13 protein-coding genes and 1 pseudogene are annotated in these 15,674 nt (G+C 73.2%); 12 read left to right on the top strand and 2 right to left on the bottom strand.

All coding sequences use genetic code 11. From position 1 onward, the window contains the following. The first annotated feature begins 92 nt into the window (after nucleotides 1-92). From mnmA to FSW04_RS18655, 11 genes and pseudogenes are all read left to right on the top strand, one after another. The gene (mnmA, locus tag FSW04_RS18705; protein WP_228430573.1) at nucleotides 93-1,499 is read left to right on the top strand and encodes a tRNA 2-thiouridine(34) synthase MnmA; all 1,407 of its coding nucleotides are present in this window, start codon (nucleotides 93-95) and stop codon (nucleotides 1,497-1,499) included. Further along, nucleotides 1,496-4,099 carry an alanine--tRNA ligase gene (alaS, locus tag FSW04_RS18700; RefSeq protein WP_146921761.1) on the top strand — a complete coding sequence of 868 codons (2,604 nt, stop codon included), beginning with the start codon at nucleotides 1,496-1,498 and terminating at the stop codon, nucleotides 4,097-4,099. Before mnmA ends, alaS begins: the two co-directional genes overlap by 4 nt. Nucleotides 4,100-4,147: 48 nt before the next feature. Then, nucleotides 4,148-4,552: a Holliday junction resolvase RuvX gene (gene ruvX, locus FSW04_RS18695; protein ID WP_267128251.1), complete on the top strand. Its 405-nt coding sequence runs from the start codon at nucleotides 4,148-4,150 to the stop codon at nucleotides 4,550-4,552. Further along, the gene (gene mltG, locus FSW04_RS18690; RefSeq protein ID WP_146921759.1) at nucleotides 4,549-6,090 is read left to right on the top strand and encodes an endolytic transglycosylase MltG; all 1,542 of its coding nucleotides are present in this window, start codon (nucleotides 4,549-4,551) and stop codon (nucleotides 6,088-6,090) included. The genes ruvX and mltG overlap by 4 nt, the downstream gene beginning before the upstream one ends. A gap of 4 nt (nucleotides 6,091-6,094) precedes the next feature. Next, nucleotides 6,095-6,964 carry a shikimate dehydrogenase gene (gene aroE / locus FSW04_RS18685; RefSeq protein ID WP_146921758.1) on the top strand — a complete coding sequence of 290 codons (870 nt, stop codon included), beginning with the start codon at nucleotides 6,095-6,097 and terminating at the stop codon, nucleotides 6,962-6,964. Between the two features lie 73 nt (nucleotides 6,965-7,037). Beyond that, nucleotides 7,038-8,735 carry a GspE/PulE family protein gene (locus FSW04_RS18680; protein ID WP_228430572.1) on the top strand — a complete coding sequence of 566 codons (1,698 nt, stop codon included), beginning with the start codon at nucleotides 7,038-7,040 and terminating at the stop codon, nucleotides 8,733-8,735. Between the two features lie 109 nt (nucleotides 8,736-8,844). Beyond that, nucleotides 8,845-9,795, top strand: coding sequence for an aldo/keto reductase (locus FSW04_RS18675; RefSeq protein ID WP_146921756.1), 951 nt, complete (start codon nucleotides 8,845-8,847; stop codon nucleotides 9,793-9,795). Nucleotides 9,796-9,861: 66 nt separating this feature from the next. Beyond that, nucleotides 9,862-10,944: a type IV pilus twitching motility protein PilT gene (locus tag FSW04_RS18670; protein ID WP_267128250.1), complete on the top strand. Its 1,083-nt coding sequence runs from the start codon at nucleotides 9,862-9,864 to the stop codon at nucleotides 10,942-10,944. A 2-nt stretch (nucleotides 10,945-10,946) separates the two neighbouring features. After that, nucleotides 10,947-11,455, top strand: a pseudogene (locus FSW04_RS27395) (type II secretion system F family protein); the annotation flags it as partial. Beyond that, nucleotides 11,444-12,154 carry a type II secretion system F family protein gene (locus FSW04_RS27940; RefSeq protein WP_146921754.1) on the top strand — a complete coding sequence of 237 codons (711 nt, stop codon included), beginning with the start codon at nucleotides 11,444-11,446 and terminating at the stop codon, nucleotides 12,152-12,154. The pseudogene FSW04_RS27395 and the gene FSW04_RS27940, both read left to right, overlap by 12 nt. A gap of 101 nt (nucleotides 12,155-12,255) precedes the next feature. Beyond that, nucleotides 12,256-12,618, top strand: a complete 363-nt coding sequence (locus FSW04_RS18655) for a cupin domain-containing protein (RefSeq protein ID WP_146921753.1) — start codon at nucleotides 12,256-12,258, stop codon at nucleotides 12,616-12,618. Between the two features lie 39 nt (nucleotides 12,619-12,657). On the opposite strand, the gene FSW04_RS18650 is transcribed toward FSW04_RS18655, so the two are convergent. Then, the gene (locus FSW04_RS18650; protein ID WP_146921752.1) at nucleotides 12,658-14,292 is read right to left on the bottom strand and encodes a PP2C family protein-serine/threonine phosphatase; all 1,635 of its coding nucleotides are present in this window, start codon (nucleotides 14,290-14,292) and stop codon (nucleotides 12,658-12,660) included. Between the two features lie 113 nt (nucleotides 14,293-14,405). Then, complete coding sequence (locus FSW04_RS18645; protein ID WP_146921751.1) at nucleotides 14,406-14,960, bottom strand: DoxX family protein; 555 nt, start codon at nucleotides 14,958-14,960, stop codon at nucleotides 14,406-14,408. Between the two features lie 115 nt (nucleotides 14,961-15,075). Between FSW04_RS18645 and FSW04_RS18640 the strand changes: the two genes are divergently transcribed. Further along, nucleotides 15,076-15,633, top strand: coding sequence for a hypothetical protein (locus tag FSW04_RS18640; RefSeq protein WP_146921750.1), 558 nt, complete (start codon nucleotides 15,076-15,078; stop codon nucleotides 15,631-15,633). Nucleotides 15,634-15,674: the final 41 nt, after the last annotated feature.

Raw genomic sequence — 15,674 nt, 5'->3', positions numbered from 1 at the left:
TGACCTGGTCCACACCCGCGTTGTCGGCCGCCACCCCAACGAAGTTGAGCGCCGTCCGAAACCCTGGACGACGACTCGTACACTCGCGGTCCGTGCCCGACGAGCGCTTCGAGGAGCATCTCCAGCATCCGGCCGGCCGCGGCCATGCGCCGGCGGGCGCTCACGCGGGCGCGGCCGGGGGCGCGGTCTGCGGCGACCTCGTCAAGGTCGTCGTCGCCGTGCGGGGGGCCACCGTCATCGACGCCGGCTTCGACGCGTCGGGCTGCGGTGCCGCGCTGGCGGCGGGCAGCGCCGTCGTGGAGCTGGTCCGCGGCGCGTCGCTGCTGGACGCCGCGCGCGTGGGCGCCGGCGCCGTCTCGGCCGCGCTGGGCGGCCTCAGCCCCGGCAAGCTGCACGCCGCCGACCTGGCCGCCGACGCGCTGCACCGGGCGCTGGGCGCCGCGGCCGCCGCCGACGCGCAGCTCGCCCCCGCGGCGGGGCGCACGCTCGTGGCGATGTCGGGAGGCGTCGACAGCGCGGTCGCCGCGGTGCTGGCGGGCGCGGGCGGCGCCGAGGTCGTCGCGGTCACGCTGGAGCTGTGGCGCGATCCGGAGAACGACGCGGAGAGCTCCTGCTGCTCGGCCAGCGCGGTGCGGGCCGCCCGCGCCGTCGCCCATCGCCTCGGCCTTCCGCACCTGACGCTCGACCTGCGCGACGCGTTCCGGGCCGGCGTCGTGGAGCCCTGGCTGGCCGGGCACGCGCAGGGCCTGACCCCGAACCCCTGCGTCGGCTGCAACGGCCACGTGCGGCTGGACGCGATGGTGGACCTCGCCGACCGCCTCGGTGCCGCGACCCTGGCCACCGGGCATTACGCACGGCGCGCGCCCGACGGCCTGCTGCGCACCGCCGCCGACCCGGCCAAGGACCAGACCTACATGCTCGCCGCGCTCTCCCGCGCGACGCTGGCGCGCCTGCGCTTCCCGCTCGGGGAGCTCACCAAGCCCGAGGTCCGCGCGCTCGCACGCGAGCAAGAGCTGCCCGTGGCGGCCAAGCCCGACTCCCAGGACCTCTGCTTCCTGGCCGGCACCGGGCGCGAGCGGTTCCTGGCCCGCCACGGCGGCCTGCACGAGCGCCCGGGCGACGTCGTGGATCGCACGGGCCGCGTGCTGGGCCGCCACCGCGGGCACTTCAACTTCACCGTCGGCCAGCGGCGCGGTCTCGGCGTGCACGCGCCCGAGCCGCTGTACGTCGTGCGCACCGACGCGCGATCCAACACGGTGACCGTCGGGCCGCGCGAGGACCTGGGCGTGCGGCGTGTGGCCCTGCGCGGGGTGCGCCTGCACCGCGACGCGGCATCCGTCGACGCGGTCAAGCTGCGCTACCGGGCCGCCCCCGTGCCCTGCCGCCTCCAGGACGGCGCCGTGGTGCTCGACGCGCCGTTCGCGGCGCCCGCGCCGGGCCAGACCGCGGTGTTCCTCGCGGGGGACGTGATCGTCGGATCTGCGACGATCACGGGGTGACCTCCGACGAGATCCGCGAGACCTTCCTGTCGTTCTTCGCCAAGAACGATCACAAGCGGCTGGCCAGCGCCTCCCTGGTGCCCGCGTCCTACGATCCGTCGGTCCTGCTCACGACCGCGGGCATGCATCCGCTCAAGCCCTACTTCCAGGGCCTGGAGACGCCGCCGCACCACCGGCTGGCCTCCTGCCAGAAGTGCTTCCGCACCCCGGACATCGACGTCGTCGGCACGACGACGCGCCACCTGACGTTCTTCGAGATGCTCGGCAACTTCTCGCTGGGCGACTACTTCAAGCAGGGCGCGGCCGAGTTCGCCTGGCAGCTCTCGCTCGAGGGCTTCGGGTTCGACCCGGCCGACATCTGGGTCACGGTCTTCGAGGGCGATGACGAGCTCGGGCTCGGCCCCGACGAGGAGGCCATCGAGGCCTGGGAGCAGATCGGCGTCCCGCGCTCGCGCATCGTCCTGTGCCCGCGGTCGGAGAACTTCTGGCAGGCGGGCACGACCGGGCCGTGCGGGCCGTGCTCGGAGCTCTACCTGGACCGCGGGCTGGACTGGGGAACGGAGGACGACCTGCCCGGCGGCGACAACGAGCGCTTCCTGGAGTACTGGAACCTGGTGTTCATGCAATACAACCAGGACCCGGTCAACACGCTCACGCCCCTGCCCGCGCAGAACATCGACACGGGCCTGGGCCTCAACCGCATGGCCTTGATCCAGCAGGGCGTGGACTCGATCTTCGAGACCGACCAGTTCGTGCCGCTCATGGACCTCGGCCGCTCGCTGGCCGGCGTGGGGGTGCGGGGCGGGACCGATGTCGACGAGCGCGCGCTGCGGATCCTCTCCGACCACACGCGCGGCATGACGTTCCTCATCGCCGACGGCGTCGTGCCCTCCAACGAGGATCGCGGCTACGTCCTGCGGCGCCTCATGCGCCGGGCGATCGCCCAGGGTCACCGGCTCGGCTTCGAGGGCGCGTTCCTGCCGCAGTACGTCGACGTCGTGACGGAGACGATGGGCGCGGCCTATCCCGAGCTCGTACGCGAGCGCGAGACGATCCTGCGCTGGGTCACGGCCGAGGAACAGGGCTTCGGCCGCACGCTGGAGACGGGCCTGTCGATGCTCGACGACCTGCTGGCCGGCGGCGAGGTCAGCGGTGAGGACGCGTTCCGCCTGCACGACACCTACGGCTTCCCGATCGACCTCACCCGGGAGATCGCGGGCGAGCGCGGCGTGCCGGTCGACCTCGCCGGCTTCGACGCGCTCATGGAGGACCAGCGGCTGCGCTCCTCGGCGGGCGCGGGCGCCCAGGAGCGCGTGGGGGCGCGGCAGGAGGTCGTCCGGCGCCTCTCGGAGCAGGCCACGGCCTTCACGGGCTACGAGCACCTGGAGGAGCGCACGACGGTCGCCGGCGTCCTGGAGCAGAGCGGGCGCACGTTCGTCAAGCTCGCCAGCTCGCCGTTCTACGCCCAGGGCGGCGGCCAGGTCTCCGACACCGGCGTCATCGAGTGCGAGGACGGCGACTGCCGCGTGACCGTCGACGAGGTGCTGCGCTCGGGGGACGACCAGGCCATCGTGGTCGAGGTCCGGGAGGGGAGCCTCAAGGCGGGCGAGCGCGTCGTCGCCCGCGTCGACCGCGCCGTGCGCCACGCGACGGAGGCCAACCACACCGCGACGCACCTGCTGCACGCCGCGCTGCGCGAGGCGCTGGGCACCCACGTGCGCCAGGCGGGCTCCTACGTCGGGCCCGACAAGCTGCGCTTCGACTTCACCCACGGCCAACGGCTGTCCCCGGACGAGCTCGCCCAGGTCGAGGACCGCGTCAACGCCTGGATCCTGGGCAACGACCCGGTGCGGCCCGTGACCACGACGCTCAAGGAGGCCCAGGAGCTCGGGGCCATGGCACTGTTCGGCGAGAAGTACGGCGACGTCGTACGCATGGTCCAGATCGGCGACGGCGACTACTCCCGCGAGCTGTGCGGCGGCACGCACGTGCGCGCGACGGCCGAGATCGGTGTCTTCCGGGTCGTCAGCGAGGGCTCCAGCGCGTCCAACGTGCGGCGCATCGAGGCCGTCACCGGCCCCGAGGCCGTCACGCTGCTGCGCTCCCACGACGCGCTGGTCCGCGAGGCCGCCCACGCCCTGCGGACCTCGCCCGAGCAGGTGCCCGCCAAGGTCGCCGACCTGCAGCGCGAGCTCAAGCAGGCCGCCAAGGGCGCGACGGCCAACGGCGCGGTGGACATCGCGGCGCTGGCCTCCCGCGCCGAGGACCTTGGCGGGGTGTCCGTCCTGACCAGCGCCGTGGAGGTCGCCGACCCCAAGGCGCTGCTCGACGCGGCCGACCACCTCAAGAACGCGCTCGGCGAGGCGGCGATCGTGCTCGGCGCGGTCACCGGCGGCAAGGTCAGCCTCATCGCCTCCGTGGCGCCCTCGCTGGTCGGGCGCGGCCTGAAGGCCGGCGAGCTCGTCAAGGTCGCCGCGAAGGTGGTCGGCGGGGGCGGCGGCGGCCGCGACACGATGGCCCAGGCCGGCGGCCGCGACCCCGACAGGCTCCCCGAGGCGCTCGCCGCGGCCCGGCAGGCCATCGAGGATGCGCTCGCGTGAGGCGCCCCGGGCGGCCTTCCGGCCTGCGGATCCCCTAGCCTCGTGCGCGTGCTGGCGCTCGACTATGGCTCGGCCCGGTGCGGCTGCGCGCTGAGCGACCCCACGGGGACGCTCGCCACGCCCATCGCGCACATCGAGCGGCCCGGGACCCGCAGGGGTCTGGCCCGCGTCGCCGACCTCGTGCGCGAGCGCGAGGTGCAGCGCGTCGTGGTCGGCCTGCCGCTCGGGCTGTCGGGCGACGACACCGATCAGACGCGCGAGACGCGGGAGTGGGCGGGCAAGCTCGCCGAGCGCGTGCGCCCGGTTCCCGTCGAGCTCTACGACGAGCGCTTCACCACCGCCATCGCGGCCCGCTCGGGCCGTGCCGCGCGCTCCCGCACGAGCGAGGACTCGCGCGCGGCGGCTGTCCTGCTCGAGGACTGGCTTGCCCTGCACGCCGGAGAGCCCGCATGACCCCGCTGTTCGGCGCCGGCCGCGACGAGCCCGCGCAGACCCCCGGCGAGCGCAGCGCCGCCGAGCGCGAGGCCGCCCGCCTGGAGCGCGAGCGCCGCCGCGCCGAGCGCGAGGGCCGCGCCGCCGACGTCCCGGCGCCAACGCCGGCCGAGCCCGTCGCGCCGGCCGGGCCCGTCGCGCCGCCCGAGCCCGTCGCGCCCGAGCCCGTCGCGCCCGCGCCGGCCCCGCCGGCGTGGGAGGCCGATCCCGCGCCGCTGGCCTTCGAGCCCGTCGCCCGCGAGTCCCACCACGAGCCCCGCGACCCCAGGACCGAGGTGCATGACCGCGTGACCGTGCCGCCGGCCGGCGCCGACGGCGAGGCCCCGGCGCCGCTGCGGCGCGCCGGTGCGCCGTCGGTGCGCGACCTGCCGCAGGTCGCCGGCCCGCGGCACACCGCCCCGGCGCCCGTGCCGTTCAAGCGCCGCGGCCTGCCCAACCGCCGGCGCACGGGGCGCCGCTTCGCGGGCATCCTGGTCCTCGTGCTGCTCGTCGCCGTGGGCTGGTTCGCCTACCGCGTCTTCCAGCCCTTCGCGGGCGCCGGCGACGCGGCCCGCCCGGTGCGGGTGACCGTGCCCCAGGGCTCGACGGCCACGCAGGTGGCCGACCTGCTCGAGCAGCGCGGCGTCATCGACTCGGCATTCTACTTCGGTCTGCGTGCCCGCATCTCGGGCCGCCGCGGCGACCTGAAGGCCGGCACGTTCACGCTGCGGCGCGACATGAGCTACGCCGCGGCGCTGGACGTGCTGACGCGCAACCCGAAACAGGCGCCGCTCACGAAGCTCACGATCCCCGAGGGACGCTCGATCGGGGAGGAGGCGCCCCTCATCCGCAGCGCGGGGCTGGGCGGCAGCTACCTCAAGGCCGCCACGCGCGACCCGCGGACCGTCACGGGCTTCAAGGGCTATGGCGTGCCGAAGGGCACCCGCACGCTGGAGGGCTTCCTGTTCCCGGCGACCTACGAGCTCAGGCGCGGCGCCACGGCCTCCGACCTGGTCGCCCAGCAGCTCGCGACGTTCCGGCGCACGTTCGACAAGCTCGACCTGCGAGCGGCTCGGCGCAAGAACCTCTCGGCCTACGACGTGCTCATCATCGCCTCGATGATCGAGCGCGAGGCGCAGGTGCCCAAGGACCGGCGCCTGATCGCCGCCGTCATCTACAACCGCCTCAAGCGCGGCGACCCGCTCGGCATCGACGCCACGCTGCGCTACGCCCTGAAGAACTGGTCGCGCCCGCTGCGCCAGTCCGAGCTGCAGTCGGACTCGGTGTTCAACACGCGCAGGCGCACCGGCCTGCCGCCGACGCCGATCGGCAGCCCCGGCCTGGCCTCGATCCAGGCGGCGCTGCGGCCCGCGTCGGTGCCCTACCTGTTCTACGTCGTCAAGCCCTGTGGCAACGGCGCGCACGCGTTCTCCTCCACCGACGCGCAGTTCCAGAAGGACGTCGCCGCCTACAACGCCAAGCGGGCGCAGCTCGGCGGCAAGGACCCGTCGCACTGCTGACGCGATGAAGCGCCTCGGCGTCCTCGGCTGGCCGGTGTCCCACAGCCGCTCGCCCGCCATGCACAACGCGGCGCTGGCCGAGCTGGGCCTTCGCGACTGGCACTACCAGCGCCTGCCCGTGCCCCCGGAGATCTTCGCCGAGACGGTGCGCGCCCTGCCGGGCTCGGGCTTCGTCGGCGCCAACGTCACGATCCCGCACAAGGAGGCGGCGCTGGCCCTGGCCGACGAGGCCACCGATGCGGCGCGGGCGATCGGCGCGGCGAACACCCTGACGTTCGCCGGGGGCACGATCCACGCCGCCAACACCGACGCGCCGGGCCTGCTGGCGGCCCTGGCCGACCAGGGCGCCCATCCGGCGGGGAAGGTCGCGCTGGTGCTCGGGGCGGGCGGCAGCGCGCGCGGCGTGGCCTGGGCGCTGCGCGAGGCCGGCGCGGCCCGGGTGGCCGTGCTCAACCGCACGCCGGAACGGGCCCGGCGGCTGGCGGCCGACCTCGGCGTGGATGTCGTCGAGACGCCGATCGCGGCCGACCTGCTCGTCAACTGCACGAGTGTCGGGCTGAGCGGCGGGGAGTTCAAGGCGCTGCCGGTCGGTGCCGATGCCCTGAGCGAGTACGCAACCGTGGCGGACCTGGTCTACCGGGCCGGCGGCACCGGGCTCGTCGCGGAAGCGCGGCGCCGGGGATGCACGGTGGTCGACGGCCTGGAGGTCCTCGTCCGCCAGGGAGCGCTCAGCCTCGAGGCCTGGACGGGCCGCAGGGCACCCATCGCCGTGATGCGGGAGAGCGTGCGTGGAGCGAGCCCCGACGAACATGACACCGGAACCGCAACCGCACCTGACAGCCGTGCCGCCGATCGACGGCACGCCGGCCCCTGAGCCGGTTCCGGCCGCCGCGGCCCTCCCGCTGAGCACCATCGCGTCCAACGAACGTCCAGCCGACTGGAACGGCGTGTCGCCGCCCCGTCGCACCGGCGGCGGCAGCGCGCGGTTCCTCACCGACGTCATCGTCGACCTGGGCTTCGTGGACCGCCCGCGCGTCGAGCAGGCCGTCGAGGCCGCCCGCGCCCGGGGTGCCACCCCCGAGCACGTCCTGCTCGATCAAGGCGCGCTGACCCAGGAGGCGCTGTCGCGCGCGGTCGCCGAGCGCCACGGGCTCGATCACCTCGACCTCAACGTCTTCCACGTCGACATGTCGGCGGCCAACCTCATCGCACCGGCGGCGGCCAAGCGCTACGAGGCGGTGCCGGTGCAGTTCATCGGCGAGCGCGGACTGCTCATCGCGATGGCCGACCCGGCCAACGTCCTGGCCGTCGACGACATCGCGCTGATGACGGGCTACGAGGTTCGCGTCGCCGTGGCCTCCCGCGAGGACATCGCGGTCCTCATCTCGCGCCAGAGCCGCCTGGACCACGTCGCCGCGACGGCCGAGCTGGACATCGATGCCGACGACGGCCCCGGCGAGATCGTCGACCTGCGTGAGTCGGCCGACGACGCGCCGGTCATCAGGCTTGTCAACCAGATCATCGCCCAGGCAGCCGAGCAGGGCTCGTCGGACATCCACTTCGAGCCCGAGGACGGCTCGATGCGCGTGCGCTTCCGCATCGACGGCGTGCTCATCGAATCGATGACCGTGCCGCGGCGCATGGTCAGCGGCGTCGTGTCGCGGCTGAAGATCATGAGCGACCTCGACATCGCCGAGCGTCGCCTGCCCCAGGACGGCCGCGTCGGGCTCAGCCTCGACGGGCGCCACATCGACCTGCGCGTGGTGACGCTGCCGTCGGTGCACGGCGAGAACATCGTCATCCGCATCCTGGACAAGTCCAACGTCGTCTTCGACTTCGCCAAGCTCGGGATGGGCGAGGACGATGCCGCGCGGTTCAAGAAGGCCTTCCACCAGGCCTACGGCGCGGTGCTCGTCACGGGCCCAACGGGCTCCGGCAAGTCGACGTCGCTGTACGCGGCGGTCGGGGAGCTGAACACCCCCGAGAAGAACATCATCACGATCGAGGATCCGGTTGAGTACCAGCTCGAGGGCATCACCCAGGTCCAGGTCAACAAGAAGGCCGGCCTGACGTTCGCCAACGGCCTTCGCGCCATGATGCGCGCCGACCCCGATGTGATCATGGTCGGCGAGATCCGCGACGCCGAGACGGCGAAGATCGCGATCGAGGCCGCGCTCACCGGCCATCTCGTGCTCTCCACGCTGCACACCAACGACGCGCCGACGTCGATCACCCGCCTGGTCGAGATGGGCATCGAGCCGTTCCTGGTGGCCTCGGCCGTGGACTGCGTCATCGCCCAGCGCCTGTGCCGCACGCTGTGCTCGCACTGCAAGGAGCGCACGATCATCTCCTCGGCCGTGTTGCTGGACCACGGCTTCCGCTCGCACGTCGACATCGAGGCCTACGACCCCAAGGGCTGCGGGCGCTGCGGCGGATCGGGCTACAAGGGGCGTATCGGCCTCTACGAGGTCATGACGATCACCGACGAGATCCGCCGGCTGGCGATCGAGCGCGCGCCGGCCGACCGCATCGCGGAGATCGCGATGCGCGACGGCATGTGCCGGCTGCGCGACGATGGCCTCGAGAAGGTCAAGCAGGGCCGAACGTCGATCGCCGAAGTGGCGCGCGTCACGGGTACGGGGTGATGCCGGACCGGGAGGCCGGGGTTCCTCGCGGGGGTTCGCGCGGCGGGGGAGACCCGCGGCCGGGCGCCTGACCGGACGCCGCGAGCATTCCGCGTCCTAAGGTGCACCCATGCACACCCGCAAGCTCGGCAGCACCGGCCCCGAGGTGGGGGTCATCGGCTACGGCGCCATGGGCCTGACGTGGGCCTACGGCGGGCGCGAGGGCGTCGACGGCGTCGCCGTCGTGCACCGCGCCATCGACCTCGGCTGCACGCTCATCGACACCGCCGACCTCTACGGCCCGTTCACCAACGAGGAGCTCATCGGCCGGGCGATCGCCGGGCGCCGCGACGAGGTCACGCTGGCCACGAAGTGCGGGCTGGTCGTGCAGGACGGCGCGGGCAACCGGATCGGCCGCAACGGCCGGCCCGATCACATCCGCGCCTGCCTCGACGGGTCGCTGCAGCGCCTGGGCGTCGACCACATCGACCTGCACTACCTGCACCGGCCCGACCCCCAGGTACCGATCGAGGAGAGCGTCGGCGCGCTGGCCGAGGGCGTGGGGTCGGGCAAGGTCCGGGCCATCGGCGTCTCGGAGGTCAGCCTCGACGAGCTGCGCCGCGCCCACGCCGTGCACCCGATCACCGCGGTGCAGAGCGAGCTGTCGCTGTGGACGCGTGACCCGCTGGCCGAGATCGTGCCGTTCTGCGCCGAGCACGGGATCGCGTTCGTGCCGTTCTCGCCGCTGGGCCGGGGCTTCCTCACCGGTCGGCTGCGCTCCCGCGACGAGCTCGAGGTCGACGACTCGCGCCGCACCCGGCCGCGGTTCGACGACGACGCGATTGCCGCCAACCTCGCGATCGTGGAGGGCGTGCAGCGCGTCGCGGCGCGCCATGAGGCCACGACCGGGCAGGTCGCGCTGGCCTGGACGCTGGCCCAGGGCGACCACGTCATCCCGATCCCCGGCACGAAGCGCATCGCGTACCTCGAGGAGAACGTCGGCGCCACCGAGGTCATGCTCGGGACCGACGATCTGGCCGAGCTCGACGCGCTGCCCGCCGCGGTCGGAAGCCGCTACTGACCCGCGGCCCGTCCAGTGCGGCGGTGACCGCTCAAGAAAGGGCCACGGCGGGCCGACCATCGGAGCGTGCGCTTCGACTTCGCCAAGCTCCTCATGGATGTGCTCGATCGTCGGGCCTCCGACCTGCACATCACGGCCGGTTCGCGACCCAAGGTCAGAGTCCGGGGACGCCTGACGTCGCTGGACGACTACCCGGTCATGGATCCCACCGATACGCGCGAGCTCGTGTACGGGATCCTCACGAACGACCAGCGCCAGCGGCTCGAGACCGACTGGCAGCTGGACTTCGCCTACGCGGTGCCCGGGATGGCCCGCTTCCGTGTCAACGCCTACATGCAGCGCTCGGCGATCGGCGCAGCCCTGCGTCTGATCCCCTCGCAGATCGTGCCGATCGACGATCTCGGGCTGCCGCCCGTCGTCCACGACTTCTGCACCAAGCCCCGCGGCCTGATCCTCGTGACCGGTCCGACGGGATCGGGCAAGTCGACGTCGCTGGCCTCGATGATCAACGAGATCAACGAGTCGCGCGAGGAGCACATCCTCACCATCGAGGACCCGATCGAGTTCCTGCACAGCCACAAGAAGTGCATGGTCAACCAACGCGAGCTCGGCTCAGACGCGACGAGCTTCGCCGCAGCCCTGAAGGCGGCGCTTCGCCAGGACCCCGACGTCATCCTCGTCGGCGAGATGCGCGACCTGGAGACCATCGGCACCGCGCTGACGGCGGCTGAGACCGGCCACCTCGTCCTCGCGACGCTGCACACCCAGAGCGCTCCGCAGACGATCGACCGCATCATCGACGTCTTCCCGAGCCATCAGCAGTCCCAGGTCCGTGTCCAGCTGTCGGTCGCGCTGCAGGGCGTCATGACCCAGACCCTCATCCCGACCGCCGACGGATCGGCCAGGGTCGTCGCCTGCGAGACGCTCGTGCCCACGCCGGCCGTCCGGAACCTGATCCGGGAGGGCAAGACCCATCAGATCCCCTCAGCCATGCAGACCGGCGCGGGGGTCGGCATGCAGACGCTCGACACCGCGCTCGCCGGGCTGGTGCGGTCGGGCAAGATCAGCCAGCGCGCCGCCGAGGCGCGGTCGTCGACGCCCGAGGAGCTGCGGCGCCTCATGGGCGGCGGGTTCCAGATGGCGGCCTGAGCATGGCGACCTACGTCTTCAAGGCGATGGATCTCACCGGCGCCAGGGCGTCGGGTGAGGTCGAGGCCGAGAGCAAGCAGGTCGTCGCCGATCAGCTCAAGCAGCGCGGGCTGATCGTCCTCGACATCGCCGGCAAGCACGGCTCCAAGCAGCTCGAGCTGGGCTTCCTGAACCGGATCAAGTCGCAGGACCTGACGGTCCTCACGCGCCAGCTCGCCACGATGGTGAGCAGCGGCATGACGATCCTGCGGGCGCTCTACGTCCTCGAGGCTCAGACCGAGAACAAGAAGCTGGCCGAGACGCTGGTCGCGGTGCGCAAGGACGTCGAGGCGGGATTGCCGCTGTCTGACAGCCTCGAACGCCACCCGAAGGTGTTCAACGGGCTGTTCGTGGCCATGACACGGGCCGGCGAGACCGGGGGGTCCTGGACCAGTCGCTGGAGCGGGTCGCGTCCCAGCTCGAGTCCGCCGACTCATTGCGGCGTCAGGTCCGCGCCGCGATGGCCTATCCGCTCGTGGTCATGGGGTTCGCCTTCAGCGTCCTCATCGCCTTGGTGGTGTTCCTCGTCCCCGTCTTCATCGGCGTCTTCAAGCAGTTCGGCGGCGACCTGCCGACCATCACGAAGTTCACCGTCGCGCTGTCGAATCTCATGACCGGCTACTGGTGGGCGCTCATCGCCGGAGGCCTCGGGCTGGTCGCCGCCTTCCGCAAGTGGAAGGCCACGTCGGGTGGCCTGCGGATGTGGGACACGTTCAAGCTGCGGATCCCGATGAAGATCGGCGACATCGTCCAGAAGATCGCGCTCGCGCGCTGGTCACGGACGTTGTCTGCGCTGGTCAGCGCTGGTGTGCCACTGATGGCGGCGCTGGAGATCACCGGCAAGACCGCGGGCAACTGGTGCATCGAGAAGGCCATGGCCGATGTGATCGAGAGCGTCCGCCAGGGCGGCACGATCGCCGACCCGCTGAAGGCTGCACCGGTGTTTCCGAGCATGGTCGGCCACATGGTCGGCGTCGGCGAGGAGACCGGCGCGATGGACACCATGTTGACCAAGATCGCCGACTTCTACGAGGATCAGGTCAACGCCGCCGTCAAGCAGCTGGCGTCGATCCTCGAGCCGGTGATGATCGTGATCGTCGGTGGCATGGTCGGCTTCATCGTCATCTCGATGTACATGCCGCTCTTCAAGGTGTACGACTCGATCAAGTAGGCTGGTCGTCGGCGGGGCATCGCGGCGCGGAAAGATTCTCCCCACGGCGTCGCCGCAGGGACTAGCGTCGGCGATCATCCCTGCGGCACGAAGGAGCTGCGATGAGCAGTCTGCAAGGCAAGACGTTCGACGCGCCCGACGAGGTGCGGGCGTTCCAGGCCAACGGCCGCGTCGACCTCGTCCATCTCGACAGCGGCCCGGTCGGGCGCGGGACGTTCGAGCCGGGCTGGAGGTGGTCCAACGACGTCAAGCCGCTGGCGGGCACCGACAGCTGCCAGGTCGCGCACGTCGGCTACGTGCTGTCGGGTCACATGACCGTCCGGATGGACGACGGCGAGGAGCACGCCTACGGCCCCGGCGACGCGTTCAACATGCCGCCCGGGCACGACGCCTGGACGGTGGGCGACGAGCCCTGCGTGCTCGTCGACTTCGGCGGGCTGACGGGCTACGCCCAGCGGGCGTGAGGCTCGGCCGGGTCGCGCCGGGCCCGGGGCCCGGCGCGGCTAGGCCCGCCCACCCGGGTCCTCGCGGGGCGCGTGCACGACGAGCAGGGCCACGTCGTCGTCGACGTCGTCGTCGAGCTGGTCGAGGACGTGGTCGCAGAGCTGCTCGGCGTCCATGGCCTCGCAGCCGTCCAGCGCCCGGGCCAGCCAGTCCAGCCGCTCTTCGAGCGCGACGCCGCGGCGCTCGATGAGGCCGTCGGTGTAGAGCAGCACGCTGGCGCCCGGCGTCAGCTCGACCGTGTGGTCGGTGCGCCGGCCGGCCGCCACTCCCAGCAGGGGGTCGGGGGTGGACTCCAGGAGCCGCGCGCGGCCGTCGGGGTCCAGCAGCACGGGGGGCGGATGACCGGCGTTGGACCAGCGCAGGACGTGCCGGCCGTGGCGCTCCTGGTCGGCGTCCTGCTCGACCTGGGCCAGCACCGCGGTGGCGACCAGGTCCAGCGCGAGGCCGTGCATGGCGCGGTCCAGGCCCGCGAGGACCTCGGCGGGCGAGCGGCCCGGCGTGTAGGCGATGCCCCGCAGCAGGTTGCGCACCTGCGCCATCGCCGCGGCCGCGTGGCGGTCGTGCCCCGAGACGTCGCCGATGACCAGGGTCAGCGGGCCGTCGGGCAGGAGGAAGGAGTCGTACCAGTCGCCCCCGATCTCGGCCTGGGCGGCGGCGGGCAGATAGCGCACCGCGATCTGGAGGTCGTCGGGCGCCAGCGGCGTGGTCAGCAGGCTGCGCTGCAGGGCCTCGGACATGCTGCGCTCGGCCGCCGCGACGGCGCGCTCGGCCTCGCGCACCGTCACGCGGTCCAGCGCCTGCGACAGCGACGAGGCGATGAACCGCAGGAACGCGAGGTAGGGCTCGTCGGCGGCCAGGTGCTCGCTGAGCCCGACCACCAGGAGCGGCTCGGTCTCGGGGCCGCCGCGCCCGAGGCCCAGCCACGCGACGCGGCCCGCGCCTGTCTCCTCCAGGACGAGGCCCCGTCCGGCGAGCGGGCGCGCGGGCGCGTCGGGCAGCCGCGGCTCGTGCCGGGCGCCGCCGGCCAGGTGCAGGTCGACGAGCGGCAGGTCGTCCGGGTCGCCGCGCAGGACGGGGAGCGCCGAGGCGGCGATGTCCGCCGTGCGCTGCACGTCGGAGAGCGCCTCGCGGAGCCGCCCGTGCAGCCGCATGCGGCGCTGGTCGACCACCTGGCGCGTCGTCTCGACCGCGATGTCGATGAGGCCCTCGATGTCGCCGGCCTCGTTGCGCACGGGAGAGTAGGAGAACGTGAAGTAGGCCTCCTCGAGGCGTCCGTTGCGCTGCAGGGGCAGCGCCAGGTCCTCCATCCAGACCGCGCCGTGGTCGGCGCGCACATGGCGCATGAGCGGTCCGATCGTGTCCCAGGCCTCGGGGAACACCGCCTCGGCGGTCCGGCCGAGGGCCGCCGGGTGCTTGTCGGCGATGATCGGCGCGTAGGCCTCGTTGTAGATCAGCACGAACTCCGGGCCCCACAGCAGGGTCACCGGGAAGCGCGTGTGCAGCGCGATGTCGACCGCGTTGCGCAGCGTCGTGGTCCAGGTCTCGACCGGCCCGAGCGGCGTCGACGCCCAGTCGACGGCCTCGTAGGCCGCGCGCAGCGAGCCTGCGGCTCGCAGGAGGGCGTCACCTGGCACGCGCGCAATCTAGCGACCCCCGGCGCCGGCGTCCCACGGTCCCGATCGGAGGGTGCTCCAGCGGTGAGCGGTGGCACCGCCGCCCGGCGGGCGCGCACCGGGCGACGAGCGCGTCAGGCGGTGCTGCCGGCGGTCTCCGGAGCGGGCGCGGCGCCGTTCGGCGAGGCGGGCGGCTCAGTGGACGCCGCCGGCTCGGAGAGGACGTCGACCAGGTAGGAGCCGGCGACCGCCGCGCCCAGCGAGGCCAGCGCCCAGCCCCGGCCCTTGAAGCCGGGGAGCAGGCGCGCGTCGACCGACGGGCGGCCCGGGCCGTGCTCGGCCAGCGCGGTCACGGCCGCGATGAGCACCGCGTTGTACTCCCAGCCCTGCTCGGTGACCCACGGGCCCTTCGGGGCATGGACCTTGCGGATCGCCGTGATCATCGTGCTCGAGACCAGCGTCGCGGCCAGCGGCGTGAACGCGCCGAGGGTCAGCAGGACCCCGCCGCCGGCCTCCGCCGCGCCCGCGGCGATGGCGTTGCGCCGCCCGGGGCGCAGGCCGAGCTGCTCGAAGAAGCCGCCGGTCGCGTCGGGGCCCTGGCCGCCGAACCAGCCGAACAGCTTCTGGGTCCCGTGCCCGACGAACAGCGGTCCGATGACGCCGCGCAGCGCGGTGGTGGTGAGGCTCATGCCTCCGTGGTGCTCCTCTTCCGCGCAGCCCAAACGGCGGCGTGGACCTCCGCGGTCCGACGCCGTGCCAGACTCCGCGCCCGTGCCCCGCGCCCTCCGGACCATCGCCGGCCCTATGGCCGCCCTGCTGGGCGCCGCGGCGCTGCTGGCCGGCTGCGGCTCCGACCAGCCCAAGCTCTACGGCACGCTGACCGACTGCACCAAGATCGGGCGCCCGACCCAGCTCGACGACCCCGGCGACGACCAGAGGGGCCGCCGGCCCGGCGATCCGAAGCTGACCCAGGGCGACCTGGTCAGCGTGCGCATCGCGCGCGGCCCCGGCGGGCTCTGCGTCGAGTACCGGACGCAGGGCACCGTCAAGCCGGCGGTCGCCTTCGTGCTCGTCCTGCGCCCCCGGACCGCCGAGACCCCGGTCGTCCAGCTCGAGACGACGGTCCTGGGCGCGGCCGACCCCGCGGCGATGATCGACACCGGCGAGTCGGGCGCGAGCTTCCGCAAGGTCGCCGCGACGATCGGCCTGCAGGGCGACCACATCACGGTGCTGGTCACCCGCGCGGAGTTCGCGCGCCTCGGCGTGCAGAAGATCTTCGACGCGTTCCGGTTTCAGGCGCGCACGGTCGCGGCGACCTCCGACGGCGGGCGCCAGACCGACTGCGCCCCGTCCTGTCAGTGACGCTTCGGCGACAAAGGTCGTGCAAGGACGACGCGTTGCGC

Origin of the sequence: Baekduia soli (assembly GCF_007970665.1) — a bacterium.
Lineage (GTDB): Bacteria > Actinomycetota > Thermoleophilia > Solirubrobacterales > Solirubrobacteraceae > Baekduia > Baekduia soli.
This window is presented reverse-complemented; position numbering and strand designations above follow the sequence as displayed.